Source organism: Nocardia brevicatena NBRC 12119, from assembly GCF_000308495.1.
GTDB classification, from domain to species: Bacteria; Actinomycetota; Actinomycetes; order Mycobacteriales; family Mycobacteriaceae; genus Nocardia; species Nocardia brevicatena.
Genome location: NZ_BAFU01000238.1, coordinates 24,531 through 42,942, shown reverse-complemented (window position 1 = coordinate 42,942; position 18,412 = coordinate 24,531). Strand labels below are relative to the sequence as shown.

Sequence of the window (18,412 nt, the reverse complement as noted above, 5' to 3'; positions counted from 1 at the left end):
GTGACCGGCAGTCCGGAAGGTAGTCGGGCGTCGATCCAGGCGCGGCGGTCGGTCCGGCGGGGCAGATTCACGATATATATCTCGATGTCATCCAGGTCGATCACGGCGTCTGCTTCGGTGAGGAGCGGTGGTGGCAGGTGAAGCGTTTGGTGTTGTCGACCACCACACCCCAGTCCGAACCGTGGGCGCGGGACATGAGCAGGAGGGGTTCGACGACGGTGAGGTCGGCGATATCGGTGATACCGCCGACGCGGCGGGCCTCGGTGACGAGGACGAAGTCGTCTCTGCCGATGCGGTCGGTCAGATATTCGGTGTTGGTGGGACCCCGTCGTGTGTCGAGTAGGCAGCGAGCCGCGCCGAGGACTCCGAGGGTGAGGCATCCGCCGAGCAGAAATGCGGTGGTTCCCTGCACGGTGAGCCGGGAGAGTACGGCGAGGTCTTCGATCAGTTCTCCGCCCGGTGTCCAGCGCGGCGACAAGCTGAGATTGTCCAGTTCGGGCACGACGAGCGGATCGTCTTCGCCGAGTGGGTGGGCTTCGAAGTAGAAAGGCAGTTGCGGAAGGAACTCTCGGTACTTGGCGTTCCACGGCGGGCCGCCGATTACCACGAGCACTTCGGCGTGGGTGTCGAAGTATTCCGAGGGGGCGAAGTCGCGGATCACCATCGTGGGGTCGAGTTGCGCCAGCCGGGTGCGGACGAAGATCAGCGTGTCCAGATCGGCGAATTTGGCGTATCGAAGGTAGTTCCGGTCCCGCGGCGACGCGTAGTCCGGGCGCTCGTCCGGCGGAATTTCCGAGCAGACGATATCGATGCCGGCGCCGGGGCGTAAGCCCCAGAATCGGCGGACTATGTCGGCGGGGGTCGATCGATCAGCGTGGTCACGGGTGCTCTCGCCCGGGATGTGTGCTGGTGGCTTGTCCCGGGTGGATGAGAGTGTCACCAGGACATATGCCAGGGTGTCCAATGCCTGGTCGGAACGGCGACGCACTGTCTTGACTGCGCATTTGAGGTGCTGAGCCAGTGATTCCTGTCGGTCGGTGAGTGTCGGGTACGCGTGGTCGGATTCGACGTTGAAATCCACCTCGGCATAGACCCTCTCTCCCTCGGAGAGTTGACCAATCGCCGCGCGCAGTATGCCGGTGAGACGTTCGACGTGTTCGGCCGAGCCCGGCTCGATATCGGTACCGCGGCACAGATACGCCTGTACGGGTTCGTCGATGAGGGCGAGCAGGGCTGTGGGCCGGGCCAGTGCGAGTCCGCGGCGCAACCTTCTCAAATTGTCCTTCACCTGGTCGATCGGGGGTGGCGCCGACATCTGTCCACCTTATGTCCAGTGAGCTCGGTTGCGACATCGGATTATCCGACCCGCCACACTGCCGGTGTCCAGAAAATGTCCACTTCGGTTGATGGTGTCCAGAAATACGGGCTACAGCAGGGATAGCACGGCGCGCGCGTCCGGCAGACACTCGAATCGTGGCAGCCGCTCGAAAAACTATGCGGGAGAGAAGGGTTCGTGTCCTTGGTGCCACTGTCCAGGAGATCGACCGAAGGAGATGTGATGTCGGAACAGGCCACCACGACGGCCGACCGCGGGGAGTACGAGGCCCCGGAGGTGGAGACAAAGACGATGATCAGCCGCCAGTGCGACTGACTCGAATATCCCTGGCCAGTACGCGTTCGTCCGGCCAGGGACCGGCGGCACAATGCGGCGGAGGGACGGTCGGATGCTGATCCTGTATGTGGGTGATCTCCATTTTTCGGGATGGTCGATGCGCGGCCGTATTGCGGTGGCCGAGAAAGACCTTCCGGTAACCGAGAGGATCGTGGAGCTGGATTGGCCGACCAGTGAGAGTCTCGATGGTGTTCTCTACGCCGGCGACGGCATCGACGAACGTGAGGCAAGCATCGGCTGTGCCTGCGATGCTGCGGATCTGGCGGAAGCCGATGTCGAAGACATTCTGGAAAACTCGGCGATGGTGTTGCTGCCACGGGTACCGATCCTGACCGACACCGAAACCGGGTCTGTAGCCGGAGATGTCGTGTCGATCGCCGAATACCTCGACGAGATCGCGCCCGAGTCCGACGTTCTGCTGATGGGTGCTACGCCGAGCCAACGGGCGCTCGTGCGATCGGTATGTGCTTGGGCAAGCCACGATCTGCCGTACCTGCGTGAGGGCGCGTCCTACGCGCGGTCGCTGCGTGCAGATCCGGGCACCCCGGGTCCGGGCGCGTTCGAACAGGCCCGGTGGGTGTGTGACATCGCGGCCGGTCTGCTGCACCGTTCGGGTGGCCCGTTCCTGGTCGGGGATTTCGGACTCGCGGATGTCATGGTGTCCACGTACTTCCAGCAGATGCGCGGGTGGAATATCGGCATCGAGGACCCGGCCGTGGCCGACTACGCACGACGCCTACTGGAGCGTCCGTCGATCGCTACACATATCGATGAGGCCCGCGTGATCTATCGGGCGATCGACGAGGCGCCGACCGGGTCACCACAGTGGATCCTGCGCCACTATCGCTATCACCCGGGCAAGCGGCTGTTGCACGACTGGCAGCGTGACCGCTGTGAGCGTCTGGTGAACGCCACGGCCGTGGAAGCGGTCCGGCTGGCCTACCAAGGTCTCGACCTCGAACAGATCACGCACACACTCGCCCACACCTACCGGGTGCCGCCTGCACGCGTTGCCGACGACGTCGCCGGGTTGTTCGCGCGCCTATCCCCCGCCTGACCATCTCCGATTCAAGGAGCTTCGCCATGCCTGCCACGTTCTCCCGGGCACTGACCCGGCAGCTGAGATACCGAGCCGACCTCGGCCTGCTGTTCGATCCTCGCACCGGCACATTCCATCGACTCCGCAACACGATCGCGGAGTCGATGGTGTCGCTGATGTTCTCCGGCGCCGACGACGACACCGTAATCGGTGATATCGCGCAGCGCTACAACGCCGACCCCACCCGTGTCGCTGCCGACGCCGCCGGCCTGGTCTCCACGTTGACCACACCACCGAGCTCACCCAATCGTGACGGCGACCATGGATCGCTGCTGGGAGTCGACAAGCGGTTCGACACGAAGCTGAACTTCCCGCTCCGGCTCGAGATCGAGCTGACCGCCGTCTGCAACTGGGCCTGCGGGTTCTGCTACAACGTCTGGAAGATCGACCCGGACATGAGCGATACCGACGTCCGGCGCGCGGTGAAAGCCCTTCCGGGCAAACATATTCCGACCGAACTGGCGTGCTCGATCCTCGATGAATGCGCCGAACGGGGCTGTTTCGTCGTCCGCTACAGCGGCGGGGAGACGCTGCTGCATCCGGATGCGATGGAGATCTTCGAGCACGGCGGGCGCCGCGGCTTGTACCAGGTGGTGTTCACCAACGGTCACTTCCTCACCGCGCAACAGGCAGCGCGGCTGGCGGCGGCGAACGTCCGCTGTGTGCTGGTGTCGATCCACGGTGATCGCGACACCCACAACGAGCTGACCGGTCATCCCCGCGCGTACGACCGCGCGATCGAGGCCATGCGGCTGCTGATCGACGCCGGTATCACCGTGGTCGCCGAGATGACACTGGTCAAAGGCAATATCGAGGGCGCTCTGGACGTGATCCGTGATGTGTATGCGCTCGGGGTGCGCGAGTTCGGTGTCATGCGCTACGTCCCGACCGGCCGCCACGACGACCGCTACGGCATCCCCGTCTCTGTCACCATGCCGCTGATCGCCCGAATCGACGAACTCCTTTCCACCGAATGCCCGGGGATGACGGTGGCGTGGCCGTGCGCGCAGAAGCTGTGTACCAGCGACACCGACACGCCGCTGCGGTCCGACGACCCGACTCTGGGCTTGCGACTGTCCCAGCTCTCCGGGCACTGCGAATCGGGAATGGTGTGGGGCAGCGTCTCCTACGACGGCCGCCTGCGGAACTGCCCGCACTCCAACGTCTACTTCGGATCCCTGCACACCGAATCTCTCGCCGGCGCGTGGCCGGCACTGACCGATGCCGTGCACGATGCGGTCGCCACCAGGCCCACGTGCGGCGGTTGCACGGTTGCCGACGCCTGCCGTGGCGGCTGCCACTTGTCCAGTTTCTTCGCTGCGGCGACCGGCGTATCACTGGGAATGCCTGCTCTCGGCAACGATAGGATTTCCTGATGGCCCAGGCAGCTGCCCTCAGCAACGACACCTCCGCCCCCGTATCGATGCAGGAAGCGATTCTGCGCCTGCAGACCTACTGGTCGCAGCGAGGTTGCCTGGTAGGTCAGCCGTTCAACACCGAGGTCGGCGCGGGCACGATGAACCCGGCCACGTTGCTGAGCGTGCTGGGGCCGGAAACCTGGAACGTCGCCTATGTCGAGCCGTCGGTGCGACCCGACGACTCCCGCTACGGCAAGAACCCGAACCGGCTGCAGACCCACACCCAGTTCCAGGTCATCCTCAAACCCGAACCGGGCGACCCGCAGGAGCTGTACCTGGGGTCGCTGGCCGCCCTCGGCATCGACCTCGACGCACACGATGTGCGATTCGTAGAAGACAACTGGGCCCAGCCGGCGATCGGCGCCTGGGGTCTGGGCTGGGAAGTCTGGCTCGACGGCATGGAGATCACCCAGTTCACCTACTTCCAGCAGGTGGCGGGCCAGAATCTGGACCCAGTGCCGGTGGAGATAACCTACGGCCTCGAGCGGATCCTGATGGCGGTCCAGGGCGTCACACATTTCAAGGACATCGTCTACGCACCCGGTGTCGGCTACGGCGAGGTCTTCGGCCAAGCCGAGTACGAGATGTCGCGGTACTACCTCGACGACGCCGACGTGGACACCACCCGCGGTCTGCTGACCGCGTACTCGACCGAAGCCGACCGCATGATCGCCGCCCAACTGCCGGTTCCGGCCCATGTGCACGTCCTCAAGTCCAGCCATGCGTTCAACATCCTGGACTCGCGTGGCGCGGTGAGCACGGCGGAACGCGCGAAGTGGTTCGCGGTGATGCGCAAGCAATCTCGTGAGATCGCCGCCCTGTGGACGGACCTGCGTGAGCAGGCGGGTCACCCACGCGGGGTGCACGTCACGCCCCCGCTCGCCACACCTGCGGTCGATCCGGCCACGATCACCACAGCCCAGGATGCGGTGCTGCTGTTCGAACTCGGCACCGAGGAACTGCCCCCGCACGTCGTGACGGCGACTATCGCCGGCGTGCACACCACACTCACCGAACTCCTGGACGCCACTGCCCTGCCCCATGGCGAAATCACCGTGGAGGCGACCCCACGCCGGATCAGCGTACGAGTCGAGGGCATCGCCGCTCGCGAACCGGACACCGTGGACCTGCGCCGTGGCCCGAAGGTCACCGCCGCCTACGACGCCGACGGTAATCCCACCCCAGCTCTCGCCGGTTTCCTCCGTTCCCAAGGCGTTTCGGCCGATGATCTCCAGCGCATCGAGATCAGCGGCGCCGAGCACGTCGCAGTCAAGAGCACGCGCACCGGCCGGTCGGCACCGGTCGTGCTCACCGAGGTGCTGTCCCAGCTCACCCTGTCGTTGCGAGCGGACAAGAACATGCGCTGGCGCGATCCGGTCCTGAGCTTCTCCCGCCCGATCCGATGGCTCATCGCACTCCTCGACGACAAGGTTCTCCCGGTCACCGCGGGCACATTGGCGGCAGGCCGCAACACCCGAGGCCACCGTCAATCCACCACACCGACCTTCGATATCCCCGCCGCAGACCGCTACCACTGCGCACTCGAGGCCGCCGGAATCGTCGTCGACCCCGCTGAGCGCCGCGCCCGCGTCATATCCTCGGCCACCGCTCTCGCCGAAACCGAAGCCGGTCACATCGATCTCGACGGCGACGCCGCGCTGATCGACGAGATCACCAACCTCGTCGAATCGCCGACCGGCATTCTCGGCTGCTTCGACCCGAAATACCTGGACCTGCCCGAACAGATCCTGATCACCGTGATGCGCAAACACCAGCGCTACCTCCCGGTCCGCTCCGCCACCGGTGACCTTCTGCCGGTGTTCGTGACAATGGCCAACGGTTACTGCGACCCCGAGGTTGTTCGCAAGGGCAACGAAAACGTGCTCCGCGCCCGTTTCGAAGACGCGGCATTCTTCTGGACCGCCGACCTGGCCACCACCCCTGACGAGTTCCGGACCCGGCTCGCGGCCCTGATGTTCCACGAGAAAGTCGGCACCATGGCCGACCGCGCCGACCGCATCGCCGCAACCGCCATGGCGCTCGGCGCCCACACCGACCTCTCGGCCGCCGACTCGGCAACCCTGACCCGCGCCGGCGCACTCGCGAAATTCGACCTCGCCACCCAGATGGTGATCGAAATGACCTCCCTCGCAGGCACCATGGCCCGCGAATACGCGAGCAAAGCCGGCGAACCCGAATCCGTCGCCACGGCACTGTGGGAAATGGAGTTGCCCCGACACCATGGAGACGACATCCCCACCACTGTGCCCGGCGCGCTACTGGCACTGGCCGACCGCTTCGATCTTCTCGTCGCGATGCTCGCAGTCGGTGCCAAACTGACCGGCAGCGCCGATCCCTACGGCCTCCGCCGCGCCGCGGCCGGAATCCTGGCGATCCTGCGCAACCACCCCCGACTCGCCGACATCACCGTCTCCGCCGGACTCGCGATCGCCGCCGACCAACTCCGCGGCCAGGGACTCACCGTCGACCCCATCGTCCTGTCCACCGCCGAGGAACTCATCACCACCCGCTACGAGCAGCGACTCCGCGACGAAGCCGTCGACCCGGGACTCATCGCCGCGGTGCGACCCTCCGCTGAAGCCCCGCACCGCGCGGACAGCCTGATCGATCAGATCCGAACAGCCGGCACAGACGACCGCTTCGGCGCCCTCGTAGAAGGACTACAAAGGATCATGCGCATCATGCCCGCCGACGTGCCCACCGGCTACGACACCACCCGGCTCACCAGCACCGCCGAACAACAACTCCTAACCGCGTTGAACGCCGTCCCCACCGCGGGCGACAGGCCGCTGACCGAATGGATCAGCCACGGCCACACCTTGATCGAACCTCTCACCACATTCTTCGACGACGTCCTGGTCATGGCCGACGACCCCGCCGACCGTGCCGCCAGGCTCGGGCTACTTCACGCGGTCTTGACCACAGCTCCAACCGGGATCGACTGGCGAGAGGTCCACCAATTGCTGCAAAAGCAGGACGGATAACAGCTCGCCCGCTGGACAGTCATAAGGGGCTCCGATATGCGGCGGCGTGAATCGTTCCGCGTTCGGGGCCCAGCTTGCCTCGAGTATGCGCCATGCGAATTGGTCTCGCACGATGCGATCGTCTAACACAGTGAGCCGTCGATTTATCTGATGGCAGCGTTTTCGTGGTCGGGCTCGGCTGCCCTGTAGCGTGCCGCAGGCGACTGGACGGCCCGACTCGTGAACCGTCAGGGCTGCTGCAACTGCCTATCGTGGTTTCCGCGGCTTCGGTACCGCCGATGAGACGGTTCACCATGGACATCATGAAGTCCATGAGAATCCACTGACTGTCGGCCAAGGGTCTTCCATGGATATACCGTTGAAGGACAGCCTGTTTCGTCAGTGGTCACGTCGCTCGAGTCGGGGCGCAGCGAAAGAAAGTGGGGTTGGGTGATGGCCGTTGCCGGTGTCGAGCGGCACAAGGTGATCGGGGATGTGCATCTGCTCCTCACGGATAACAAGGGACGGATACTGCTCGGGCGTAGGGCGAATACCGGCTTCGAGGACGGCGCCTACCATCCACCGTCGGGGCACCTGGAAGCCGGAGAGTCGCTGGTCGAGGCGCTGGTGCGAGAGGGCGCGGAAGAGATCGGCGTGACGATCGCTGCCGATGACGTCGAATTCGTGCATGTCATGCACAACGCGTCGTCGGGCGGTCGGGTCGCGTTCTTCTTCCGCGTCATCCGGTGGCAGGGCGAGCCGTCCAATATGGAGCCGGACAAATGCGATGACCTGGCATGGTTCTCCCTCGACGAGCTTCCGGAAGGGATGATTCCGTACTGCCGGGAGGCGTTGGATCACATCGTGGCCGGTCGTCAGATGTCGACGTACGGCTTCTGACACTGTGGGTACCACCGCCTCCCTCGACGGCACTCCACAGGCCGGGACCATCCCTCAGATGAGCTTCCAGTCGGTGAGCGAGTCGACCAGTTCGTCGAACCGCCGCGGCGTCACCTGTTTGCGCTCGGCGTCTTCGACTGATTCTTCGACGGCGTCGTATTGCCACCATGCCTTTCCGTTCGCGTTGTCCATCACCGAGAACCGATTTTCAAGAACTGGCCCGCAGAATTCTCGAAACAACACATTCGAACCGGATCGCAGCACAATTGATTCGTGCCGGCGCCTTCCAGCGTGTAGAAAGTGTGCGCGACACGCCCGACCACACGCAGGTTGTGGAACTTCTGCATGACCATCGCCGGGATCGACCGCACAGCGGCTTCGACCAGCACCTCGGTGGGCGCACCCGCGGCGATCGACGCTTCACGCTCCCGTGCCAGTACGGACAGAAAGTCCTTGTCCCCAAAGCGGTGGTGGCCGGCACCTGCGGTGACGTGGCACCGCGCTCGAGGAGCCTGGCCGCATAGCGGCTCGCAACATCCCGCAGCGGAACGAGGTCGGCGCCGGCCCGGCCGAATCCGAGCAGCGTCGAGCCGAGCGCGAACTTGTAGGTTCGTGTCTTCACGCCCACGAGGATCGCGGGTCTCCACGACGTTCGAGGTGTCGGTTCGTCGAGGTAGAACTTCATGAACCGAAAGTATGCCGAGAGGGGCCGACATGACGGGAAAGCTCGTGAGGGACAGGATCCCCGAGTTAATTCGCGCCAGTGGTCGCGCGCCGAGCGTTCGTGTGCTCGATACGTCCGCGTATGAAGCAGCCCTCCACGAGAAACTGCTCGAGGAGGCCGCGGAGCTACGTGCCGCGAACAACCGCCGTGAGCAGGTAGAGGAAGCCGCCGACGTGCTCGAAGTGCTTACCTCATTGGCGGCGCTCTACGGCTTCACCCTCGACGATGTGCAACGCGCTGCCCAGAACAAAGCCGCAGAGCGCGGTGGGTTCGGCGAGCGGCTATGGCTCGAAGAAGTCGATGCCTGCCGCTGACCGAGAATGGGCCCCTGAGATTACCGAGAGCCGACAACAGTCCACACTCCGAGCTGCGTAGCCAGTGCGGTGGCCTCGTGCCCGGCCGGCGTGGAATCACGGCAGGCGCCGGTTCGACACTCTCGACGAGGGTGCGCAGATACCGTTGTTTCCCCGCCGCGAACCCGGTGATAGCGTTTATGCATGAATCTCGGGGTGGATTCAAACGCATGTGCGGTCGCCCCGGTGTGGCTCGTTATTTGTTCGAGGACGTGCTGGGCCGAGGCAATGTGGAGGCGGGCCGAACCTATGCCGTACCGGGCAGCGTCAGGATGACGGTCACGGTCCTTCTCGGTGGTGATGTGATGCTGGGCCGTGGCGTGGACCAGGTCCTGCCACAGCCGGGAGATCCGACGCTCCGGGAGCCATGGGTCCGGGACGCCCGGCATTACGTCGAACTGGCCGAGTGGGCCAACGGACCGGTGCCGCGGCCGTGCGGCTACGACTGGCCGTGGGGCGAGGTACCAGGCCTGTTGGACGACCTCGCGCCCGAGGTACGCCTGGTCAATCTGGAAACCGCGATCACCGCGGACGGCTACTTCGCCCCCGGCAAGGATATTCACTATCGCATGCAGCCCGGCAATCTCCCGGCGCTCACCGCGATCGGCCCCGACGTCTGCGCGTTGAGCAACAACCATTCCCTCGATTTCGGTATCGGCGGACTGGTGGACACACTCGAGGCGCTGGCCGGCGTGAATATCCGGGCCGTGGGTGCGGGGGCGGATCTCGCCGCGGCGCAACAGCCCGCCGCAGTGCCGCTGTCGGACGGGCGCCGGGTCTTGATCGCGTCCGTATCGACCCGGTCCAGTGGCGTTCCCCCGGACTGGGCCGCCGCCACCGACCGTCCGGGAGTCTGGCGCCTCGCCCACCCCTCGGCGGGGCACGCCGACGACGTTGCGGCGCAAATGTCGGCCCACCGGCGTGGCGGTGAGCTCATGATCGTGTCAGTGCATTGGGGATCCAACTGGGGGTATGGAATCGGCCTGAGCGAGCGACAGTTCGCACACCGCCTCATCGACGCCGGTATCGATATCGTGCACGGCCATTCCGCGCACCATCCACGACCCATCGAGATCTACCGGGGTAAACCCATCCTGTACGGATGCGGTGATGTGATCGACGATTACGAGGGGATCGGCGGCCACGAGTCCTACCGGCCCGACCTACGGCTGCTGTATCTCATCGCTCTCGCCCCGGCCGAGCCGGTCATACTGCGAATGCTGCCCCTGCGCATCCGTCGCATCCGGCTTGAGCGAGCGGGGCGAACAGATACCCAATGGCTACGTACCCGGCTCGCCGATATCAGCCGCCGGTTCGGCACCCAGGTCGAGATCGGGCCCGACGATCTCCTGACCGCCGGGCCGGCGTTCTAATGATCGCTCATCGACTGTGCAAGTGATGTGACCCCGCTGGTTCGGTCCGGGTGATCCGGTCCGCAATGGTCGGTCCGGTCTTATGAGAGTTAAGGGATTGGTATCGATCCAGAGCGTTTCGTACTCGGCTGGGCTGATGTGGCCGAGGTAGGAGCGGCGGCGTTCGGTGTTGTAGAAGTTGTCGATCCAGTCGGCCATCGCGATGGTCAACTCGAGGGTCGTCGTCCACTTCCTGGTGTTGAGTAGTTCGGTTTGCATCCGTGCCCAAAACGATTCCATGGCGGCGTTGTCGAAGCAGTCCCCTACCGTGCCGAACGAGGGCAGAAGATGGTGTCTTCGAAGATTTCACCGAAAGACCATGAGGTGACTCAAGTGCCGTGATCGGCATGTCGGAGCACTGCTGGATATCAACCGGGGACCCTACAGAACAAGGTCAGGCCCGGTAGATCAGAACACCGGGCCTGACCTTGTTCTGTTTGAACCAACCCCACATTCACCCCTCGTTTTCGCTGAAACGAATGTGAGGCGTGTGCATTGGCCGGGCCCGTGTCAGCCCCGCGTGGCCGACACGCCGAGTTGTGTAGCCAGTGCGGCGGCGGTTGCGGGGAACCGGTCGAGCAAACCGGTTACCTCGTGGTTTCCGGCCTCCTGCCAACCGCCCTCGACGCCGAGCAGTCCGGCGAGCGCGTCGCAGGCGGCGGGGTGGGCGGCCAGTAGTTCGGTGACCGGCCCGCGCGGTGCCGCCACCGGCGTCGCGGCCGGGGCGGCTTCGACCGACCAGGGCGGCACGAAGGTGTCCACGGCGGGCAGTGCGCCGGGGAAGGTGCGGCCCGCTTCCCGGACCAGGCTCGGGATCAGGTCGCCCGCCTGGTCCTTCAGGGTGGTGATGAGCTTCGGCAGCCACGGCAGCAGCACCGCGTCCGGTAGCGTGCCGAATGCCTTCGACAATAGCTCCACCACAAACGGTTTCAATGCCGGGGCCGGGTCGATGGCCTGCACGAAACCGCTCACGTACTGCGGAACCGTCGGCAGTACCAGGGGGTTGGCCAGCATCCCGTCGCACCGCTCGCGCAGCTCGGCCATGGTCAGCAGGCCGAGTTGGAACCGCGCCGCCCACAGCAGGGCCACCTTGGCCGGCGCCTCCGGGTGCGATTGCAGCACCGCCAATTCCAACTGCGTGTGGTCGCAGCCCAGCGACAGCGCCAGGTTCTCCATCCCGAACAGAAAGCCCAGCATGGCCGCCACCTGCGCCGGTCCGGTCTCCTCGGCGGCGAAGGCGGTGGGCAGCAGGGTGCAGTAGTGCGCGTACCCGGCCGTCACGAACCGTTCACACCACACCGGCAGGCCGGCTTCGGTGGAGCGAAAGTAGTTGAGCAGCGCCCGGATGCGCCGAAGCACGACGGGCGCGTCGTCCACCGTTCGCTCGGCGGTGAGGAGTTCGACCGCGCGATTGCCCAGCTCGGCGGCGAGCCGGACCGATCCCAGATACACCAGCGCGTCCTCGACCGCGCCCAGCGCCACCGCCGCTGTCGCGTCCGGTGCGGCGACCGTACGCCGCAGGCGCTGCTCCAGCACCTGCTCCACCGACACACCCTCGTAGCCGAGCTCCACCAGCGAGCGCTGGTATTTGCCGAGCCCGATATCCCAGCTCTCCTGGATCGAGGTCTCCCCCAGCCCGCGTGAGCCCATGATGGGCCGCAGCGCGTCCGGTGGCAGCAACCTGCGCAGCAGCCACAGCAGATCCGAGCACGGCCGCAGGTCGGGATTCGTCTTCAGGTCCAGCAGCGCGCGTTGCAGTGTCCGCTTGGTCAGGTCCAGTCCCAGTGGCTCCAGCCGGTCGACCACATCGCGGGCCAGCGGTGGCAGCGCCGCGTAGCCGACCTGGCCGATGCGGTCGCCGCCGAGCAGGATTTCGCACAGCCGCCGCATATCGCGCCGCCCCGGCACCCGGTCCTTCTCGAGGCAGGTGACGGCCGCGTCCTGGAAGTCGTACGGCGTCGGACGGGCGCGATTGCGCAAGCCTGCCAGCAGGATGGAGGTCTCGAAGATGGCGATGGCGTCGGCGGTGCTGGCCGGGTAGCCATTGCGCCGGGCCAGTCGGACGATATCCACCGACCACTCCAGGAGTTCGGCCTCATCGAGCGGGTCGAGTACCGGCGGCCGAGACAGGAAGCCCGAGAGTCGATCCGCTACTTCCGCTTCGGGCTCGGCCGGGACAAGTGGCAGTTTTTTGGCGCGCTTCTTCGTCCCCTGCTGACCTTCCAACCGGAATGACTGCAATCTGCCGCGCCGCAATCCCTTCGCCCAAGTGGCCGCCGCGATCGACACCGCGCCGCCGGCCAACCCGAACTGCGCCTCGATGGCGGAGTGGCTGGACGGAATAAGCCCGTAGTGCCACTTGGTGGCCGAGCGTGGCAAGATCTCGAACGGCGCGTCCGAGTCCAACCCGAACTGTTCGACCGGGCCGGCCGCATGGGCCGCTCCGCACACGTACAACGCCCCTCCCGGATCGATGCCGTGGGCGGACACGTGTTCCCGCATGCGGGTCCACATGTACCGTTCGCGGTCCTCGTCCTCGACGGTGCTGCCGCGCCGCAGCCGCCGGAACAGGCTGCCGATCATCACCATGACCTGGCGGTAGGTGTCGTAGTCGGCGTCCACGAGGGGCTGCTCGACGTACTGGTCCCACCATTCCGACCAGTGCCGGACCTTGCCGTGGTGGAGCAGGTGCTCTTCCAGCTCGGCGAAACGCGGGCGCAGGTCACCGATTTCGATGCCGACCGCTTCGCCGTGCAGGCCGTCGTCCTCGGCCTGTTCGCCGTCGGCGGGTGTTTCCGACTTCGCTTCTTTGGGAGCCCACTGGAAGACGTGATCGGTGGAGCGATCCACCAGCACCAGTTCGACACCCGGCGTATCGAGCGCGTAGGAGATGGCCTGGTATTCGGCCGATGATTCGGTGATCGGCGCGACCACCGACAGCGGCGCCCATTCCGCCGGGAAGCCCTCGGTATCGGTGGCGAAGGCCTGCAAGGCGACCGGCAACCGGCAGTTGCGCAGTTCGTCCAGCAGTGGTCGCATGTCTTCGCACAGTTCCAGGTAGATGACGCTGGGCTGTTTTTCGCGCAGTCGCCGCACCATGGCCAGACCCGAGGCGGGTGAGTGGTGACAGACCGGGAAGATCTCTAACCGCTCCGACAGCGCCCGGTCGACATCGTCGACCATGCCCGCCAGGATGTCACCCGCCGCCCCGGGCGCGCCGGCGAACGCGACAGCCGCGTCCGCCAGCTGGTCCCGCAGCGCGGCAAAGGTATTCGGCGCGAGCCGGGTATCGGAGACTGTCACGACAGCCTCGCGATGGCCGCCCGGCCGCCGTCCAGGAATTCGCCCCAGGCGGCATTGTCCTGCCGGCCCTTCTTGTCCTTGGTGCGCGGCTCGACCACACCGTGCAGGTACTTGTTGAGAATGGCCAGGTCCTCAGGCGTACGACGGGCCAGGGATCCAACCAGCGAACCGGCGAGGGTTTCGGCGCGCAATTCCCGCTCACCGAAGAACTGGCTGTGCAGGATGGCGTCCTCGAGCACGCCGATCTGCTCGGCGGTGGACAGCGCCGACTCCAGTTTGTCGTCGTCGCTGGTGGCGGCGGCCGCGGCGGCACGCAGATCGGCGAAGCTCTCCAGCAGGATGTCCAGCAGCGTGGGCGGCAGCTCCAGTTCGATGGAATGGCGGCGCAGCAGTTCCGCGGTGCGGAAGCGCACGATCTCCGCTTCGCTCTTCTTATTGGACACCACCGGGATGCGCACGAAGTTGAAGCGCCGCTTGAGCGCCGAGGACAGGTCGTTCACACCCCGGTCGCGGCTGTTGGCCGTGGCGATGATGGAGAAGCCCGGCTGCGCGAACACCACATTGTCGTCGTCGAGCTCGGGAATCGAGACGTACTTCTCCGACAGGATGGAGATCAGCGCGTCCTGCACATCGCTGGTGGAGCGGGTGAGCTCCTCGAAGCGGCCGATCACGCCCTGCTCCATGGCGGTCATGATCGGGGACGGGATCATCGACTCCCGCGACTGGCCCTTGGCGATGACCATGGAGATGTTCCACGAGTACTTGATGTGGTCCTCGGTGGTGCCGGCGGTGCCCTGCACCACCAGGGTGGAATTGCGGCTGATGGCCGCGGCCAGCAGCTCGGCCAGCCAGCTTTTGCCGGTACCCGGATCACCGATGAGCAGCAGACCCCGGTCCGAGGCCAGGGTGACGATGCTGCGCTCGACAAAACTGCGGTCACCGAACCACTTCTGCTCCACCTGGCGGTCCAGTCCGTCGGCGCGTTCGGAGCCGAGAATGAACAGCCGCACCATCTTCGGGCTCAGCCGCCACGCGAACGGTTTGGGGCCGTCGTCGACGGACTCCAGCCAATCCAGTTCCTCGGCGTATTTGACCTCGGCGGGGGCGCGCAAAACGTCGTTCATGATGGCTGGTCTCCTAGTCGAGAAAGTTCTTGAGTTCGTGCACGAGTTTCTGGATGCGTCCGGAAATCACCGGGGTGCCGAGGTTTTTGAACCGTTCACGGAACCACGGGTTGACGCTCTGGTGGCCGGAGCTGTTCACCGAGCCGACCGGGATGAGTTTCACCCCGGAGCGGTGCACCGCTTCCATGGCCTCGAACAGGGGCTGGGAACGGTCGAACTCGTAGAAGTCCGAAATCCACACCAGCACGGTGTTCTTCGGGTCGGTGATCTTGGGCTGGGCCATGGCCATGGCGACCGGACCGTCGTTGCCGCCACCGAGATTGGTCCGCAACAGCACCTCGAACGGGTCGTGCACCCACGGGGTGAGATCCAGGGCGCGGGTGTCGTAGGCGATGAGATGGACATCCACCTTGGGCAGGCCCGCGAAGATCGACGCCAGAATGGTGCAGTTCACCATGGAGTCGACCATGGAACCGGACTGGTCCACCACCACGATCATGCGGGCGGGGACGGTGCGCTTGGCGGTCTGGCGATAGTAGAGCCGGTCGACGTAGAGGCGTTCGTCCTGCGGATTCCAGTTGGGCAGGTTCTTCCAGATGGTCCGGTCCACGTCCAGGTTGCGCAGGATCCGCTTGGGCGGGACCGAGCGGTCGACGGTGCCGACGCTGCTCTGCTGCACCTGGGTGCGCAGGACTTCGGCGACCTCGTCGATATAGCGGCGGATGAGGCGCTTGGCATTGGCCAGGGCCACGCCGGACAGATTGTGCTTGTCGCGCAGCAGTTGTTCGATGAGCGACATGCTCGGAGTGAGCTGTGCGGCCAGGTGCGGATCGGCCAGCACTTCACGCAACCGCATGCGGGACACCAGTTCGCCTTCCAAACCGGTGAGCACGCCTTGCAGGTCGCAGGCCTGCTCCTCGCCCAGGTTGCGGCGCAGCCAGTTGGCATCGGACTGCCAGCCCGCCAGCTGGGTGGCGCTGACCTGGCCGGAGCCGGTGGCGAAGACGTTCAGCAGCAGCTTGGAAACCAGTGCGGCGGTGCGGACATCGGCCGCGCTGATGGGCCGGCGCGAATCGGCCCCGGCCTCGTTCTCGGCCGCGGAATCCACGGTCTCGATTGCGGAGTCGACGGCCTCGGAGAAGTCGAGGCTTTCGAACTCCGCCTTCATCTCCGGATAGCGTTGCACCACATTGTCGATGGAAATGCCCGGATCGAGCACGGCCGGCGGCAACCCCAGATCGTCGACGATGCCCACGCTCGCCTGTTCCAGCGTCGGTTGCTGATCCCCGGTGAAGACACCGGCCAGGAGACGCCAGTACAGGATCTGGCGTCGCGTCTCATGATTCGGTCCACCCGTCACCCCCATGGAATCGCTTCGCGATGCGGTAGTCATTTGCGCAGCAACCATCCCGCGCGTTCACGCAATACCGCCACGGCATCGCCCGACTTGGCCTGTGCCTTGGCGACTTTCGGATCGGTCGGGCCGAGCGCCCAATCACCGTTGTGGAAGGCGGTGAGTGCGCTCTTGACCTTGCGCCGCACGGCCAGCGGTCGCACCGACCAGCCGCCGGCATCCCAGCGCAGCAATCCGATCATAGTGCCGGAGGCGGTCACCCCGGCCGGAGTGAGCGGACCTGCGGATGGCAGCGCGTCGAGTTCCACTCGGATCCGCTGCTCGCCCAATTCCATTGCACCATCGCGGAACCGGTACCCCTCGAGCAGAACCGGTTCGGCGATGTGCACTGGATCGCTGTTCAACGGCGCGACGGCCGGGGCCTGCGCCTGCGGCAGCTGCACGGTGGCGGTGACGAACGGATCGGCCGCCTCCCCGGCCTTCGCCCGTTCGTCATCCCACAGCAGGTCACCGGTCGCCGTCAGCGGCATGTCGGTGAGCTCCAGCGCGCGGTGCTCGGCCAGCGCGGTGAGCAACTGCCGATGCGCACCCAGCAATTGCCAAACCGCCGGTCCCACAATGGTGTCCACCTTGGCGGCGGCCACCGATACCCGCACCCGACGGGCCGGTGCGCCCGCGACCTCCAGCACGCCGTGCACCTGGGCCTGTACGGCGGTTCCATGCTCGTGTATGTCCACGCCCAGCGGCAGTATCCGACCCGAAACCGATTCGTTCACATCGGATTCCGCGCCGCGCCAAGACAGCAGCAGGGCGCGCGTCCACAGATCGGCCCAGCGTCGTGCGGGTACCCGGTCCATGGTGGCGATCGGAGCGAAGGCGCCCAGCTCGGCGGTGAAGCCGTCCAGCAGCATCGCCAGCCGTCGCAGCGCGGGGTCCGCCAGGAGCGACTCCACGATGTGATCGGCGTCCGCCACCAGGTCGTGGTCCACGCCGCGCCATCCGGCGATGGCCAGTTCGCCCAGCCAGGCGCGGGAACCCGCCGCGAGCGGACTCGGGGCGGCGGCATCCGGCGTGGCCGTCCACTCGGATCGAGTGCGGCCCAACGCCGTATCGGCCTGGTCGACCAGTGCGTCGTGCACCGCGCCCAGCAGGGCGGCACGGGCGGCGGCCAGCACCGACAGCTCATCCGTGCCGATCGCCCCCGTGCTCACCTTCGACACCGCCGCTGCCACCGCCTCGGCCAGCGGCGAACCCGCCACGGCTCCGGCCAGTGCCGCCAGTGCCGCGCTCTGCGGTTCGGAAAGCCGGGCGAAGCCGTTGACCAGCGCGGTATCGAAGCCGCTCACCGCGTCCAGGGCTGCCGCGACGCCGGCAGGCGCATCCGCCAGTGCGGCCAGTTGTACAGCCTGCATCAGCGACCCACCCCCGCCGGGAACCAGTGCAGTTCCGGGATCGGCGTGGCGCTACCCGGCAGCTCCAGGTAGGTCAGATGCCGCAGGAACCGGCTGAACACCGCGGCGGCCGGAGCCGGGTCGCGAGTTCCATCGAGACAGCTCGCGAGTCGGGCGCCCTCGGGGACCTCGACACGCAGGAAACGCGCCACCCGGTCCTGCCCGTACTGGAGCACCGCTTCTGCGATGAGTGCGTCCAGATGCTTGCAGGCCCACCCCTGGTTCAACCCGCCGCACGGCCGGTTGTTATTGGTGCTACAGCTCAGCCCATGTGTCCCGGCGGTCACCGACGCCACGTACACGCGTGAAATATCGGAGCCACTCGACACCACGCCCTGGAGGCGTCCGTCGGCCAGTTCCACAAACGGCACCTTGTTCAGTTTGCGCGGTGCGACGGCGGGCAAAACCCGCACGACAGAAGCGCTTTCCCATGCCGGTCCATCCGGCGTGGCACTCGGATTCGAGGCCATCGTTCTCCCTCCCGGTCGATCACGATGCGCACAAAGTATGTGACGGCACCGACAAGTGCCGTCACAACCCCGAATCGGCTGGTGAAGAACACTTACACGCCCGCTTCCAGGCCCACCGGCGGCGATGGCGACCGCCATGAACCGAGCG

Annotated in this window: 15 protein-coding genes; 6 read left to right on the top strand and 9 right to left on the bottom strand. The window is 65.9% G+C overall.

The annotated features are described in order from the left end of the window. Positions 1-100: 100 nt before the first annotated feature. Positions 101-1,315, bottom strand: coding sequence for a hypothetical protein (locus tag ON20_RS28670; RefSeq protein WP_083865411.1), 1,215 nt, complete (start codon positions 1,313-1,315; stop codon positions 101-103). Between the two features lie 409 nt (positions 1,316-1,724). On the opposite strand from ON20_RS28670, the gene ON20_RS28665 reads away from it, so the two are divergent. The 4 genes from ON20_RS28665 (at position 1,725) to ON20_RS28650 (ending at position 8,073) form a co-directional block, all read left to right on the top strand. Then, positions 1,725-2,729: a glutathione S-transferase family protein gene (locus ON20_RS28665; RefSeq protein ID WP_040840773.1), complete on the top strand. Its 1,005-nt coding sequence runs from the start codon at positions 1,725-1,727 to the stop codon at positions 2,727-2,729. Between the two features lie 26 nt (positions 2,730-2,755). Beyond that, on the top strand, positions 2,756-4,147 hold the full coding sequence (locus tag ON20_RS28660; protein ID WP_040840771.1) for a radical SAM protein: 1,392 nt from the start codon (positions 2,756-2,758) through the stop codon (positions 4,145-4,147). Then, positions 4,147-7,194, top strand: a complete 3,048-nt coding sequence (locus ON20_RS28655) for a glycine--tRNA ligase (RefSeq protein WP_051163577.1) — start codon at positions 4,147-4,149, stop codon at positions 7,192-7,194. The genes ON20_RS28660 and ON20_RS28655 overlap by 1 nt, the downstream gene beginning before the upstream one ends. Positions 7,195-7,626: 432 nt before the next feature. After that, positions 7,627-8,073 carry an NUDIX hydrolase gene (locus tag ON20_RS28650; RefSeq protein ID WP_040840769.1) on the top strand — a complete coding sequence of 149 codons (447 nt, stop codon included), beginning with the start codon at positions 7,627-7,629 and terminating at the stop codon, positions 8,071-8,073. A gap of 54 nt (positions 8,074-8,127) precedes the next feature. Here the strand turns inward: ON20_RS28650 and ON20_RS37015 are convergent, their stop codons facing one another. Both ON20_RS37015 and ON20_RS38260 read right to left on the bottom strand, forming a co-directional pair. Further along, a complete protein-coding gene (locus ON20_RS37015; RefSeq protein WP_157229098.1) occupies positions 8,128-8,265 on the bottom strand; it encodes a hypothetical protein in 138 nt (45 codons plus the stop codon). After that, entirely contained in the window at positions 8,265-8,462 is a 198-nt protein-coding gene (locus ON20_RS38260) for a hypothetical protein (protein WP_051163576.1), read from the bottom strand. The genes ON20_RS37015 and ON20_RS38260 overlap by 1 nt, the downstream gene beginning before the upstream one ends. Before the next feature lie 325 nt (positions 8,463-8,787). On the opposite strand from ON20_RS38260, the gene ON20_RS28640 reads away from it, so the two are divergent. Both ON20_RS28640 and ON20_RS28635 read left to right on the top strand, forming a co-directional pair. Further along, a complete protein-coding gene (locus ON20_RS28640; RefSeq protein ID WP_040840794.1) occupies positions 8,788-9,111 on the top strand; it encodes a nucleoside triphosphate pyrophosphohydrolase in 324 nt (107 codons plus the stop codon). Positions 9,112-9,422: 311 nt separating this feature from the next. After that, positions 9,423-10,523: a CapA family protein gene (locus ON20_RS28635; RefSeq protein ID WP_040840792.1), complete on the top strand. Its 1,101-nt coding sequence runs from the start codon at positions 9,423-9,425 to the stop codon at positions 10,521-10,523. On the opposite strand, the gene ON20_RS40745 is transcribed toward ON20_RS28635, so the two are convergent. The 6 genes from ON20_RS40745 to ON20_RS28605 form a co-directional block, all read right to left on the bottom strand. Then, positions 10,431-10,847 (bottom strand): integrase core domain-containing protein, encoded by a 417-nt coding sequence (locus ON20_RS40745; RefSeq protein WP_368853943.1) that lies wholly within the window; start codon positions 10,845-10,847, stop codon positions 10,431-10,433. The genes ON20_RS28635 and ON20_RS40745 overlap by 93 nt on opposite strands. A gap of 225 nt (positions 10,848-11,072) precedes the next feature. Next, positions 11,073-13,865 carry a DUF5682 family protein gene (locus tag ON20_RS28625; protein WP_040840766.1) on the bottom strand — a complete coding sequence of 931 codons (2,793 nt, stop codon included), beginning with the start codon at positions 13,863-13,865 and terminating at the stop codon, positions 11,073-11,075. Then, the gene (locus ON20_RS28620; RefSeq protein WP_040840764.1) at positions 13,862-14,989 is read right to left on the bottom strand and encodes an ATP-binding protein; all 1,128 of its coding nucleotides are present in this window, start codon (positions 14,987-14,989) and stop codon (positions 13,862-13,864) included. The genes ON20_RS28625 and ON20_RS28620 overlap by 4 nt, the downstream gene beginning before the upstream one ends. A gap of 13 nt (positions 14,990-15,002) precedes the next feature. After that, positions 15,003-16,382, bottom strand: coding sequence for a vWA domain-containing protein (locus tag ON20_RS28615; RefSeq protein ID WP_040840762.1), 1,380 nt, complete (start codon positions 16,380-16,382; stop codon positions 15,003-15,005). Beyond that, entirely contained in the window at positions 16,379-17,755 is a 1,377-nt protein-coding gene (locus ON20_RS28610; protein ID WP_040840761.1) for a hypothetical protein, read from the bottom strand. Before ON20_RS28610 ends, ON20_RS28615 begins: the two co-directional genes overlap by 4 nt. Further along, positions 17,755-18,264, bottom strand: a complete 510-nt coding sequence (locus tag ON20_RS28605; protein WP_040840759.1) for a hypothetical protein — start codon at positions 18,262-18,264, stop codon at positions 17,755-17,757. The genes ON20_RS28610 and ON20_RS28605 overlap by 1 nt, the downstream gene beginning before the upstream one ends. Positions 18,265-18,412 lie beyond the last annotated feature (148 nt).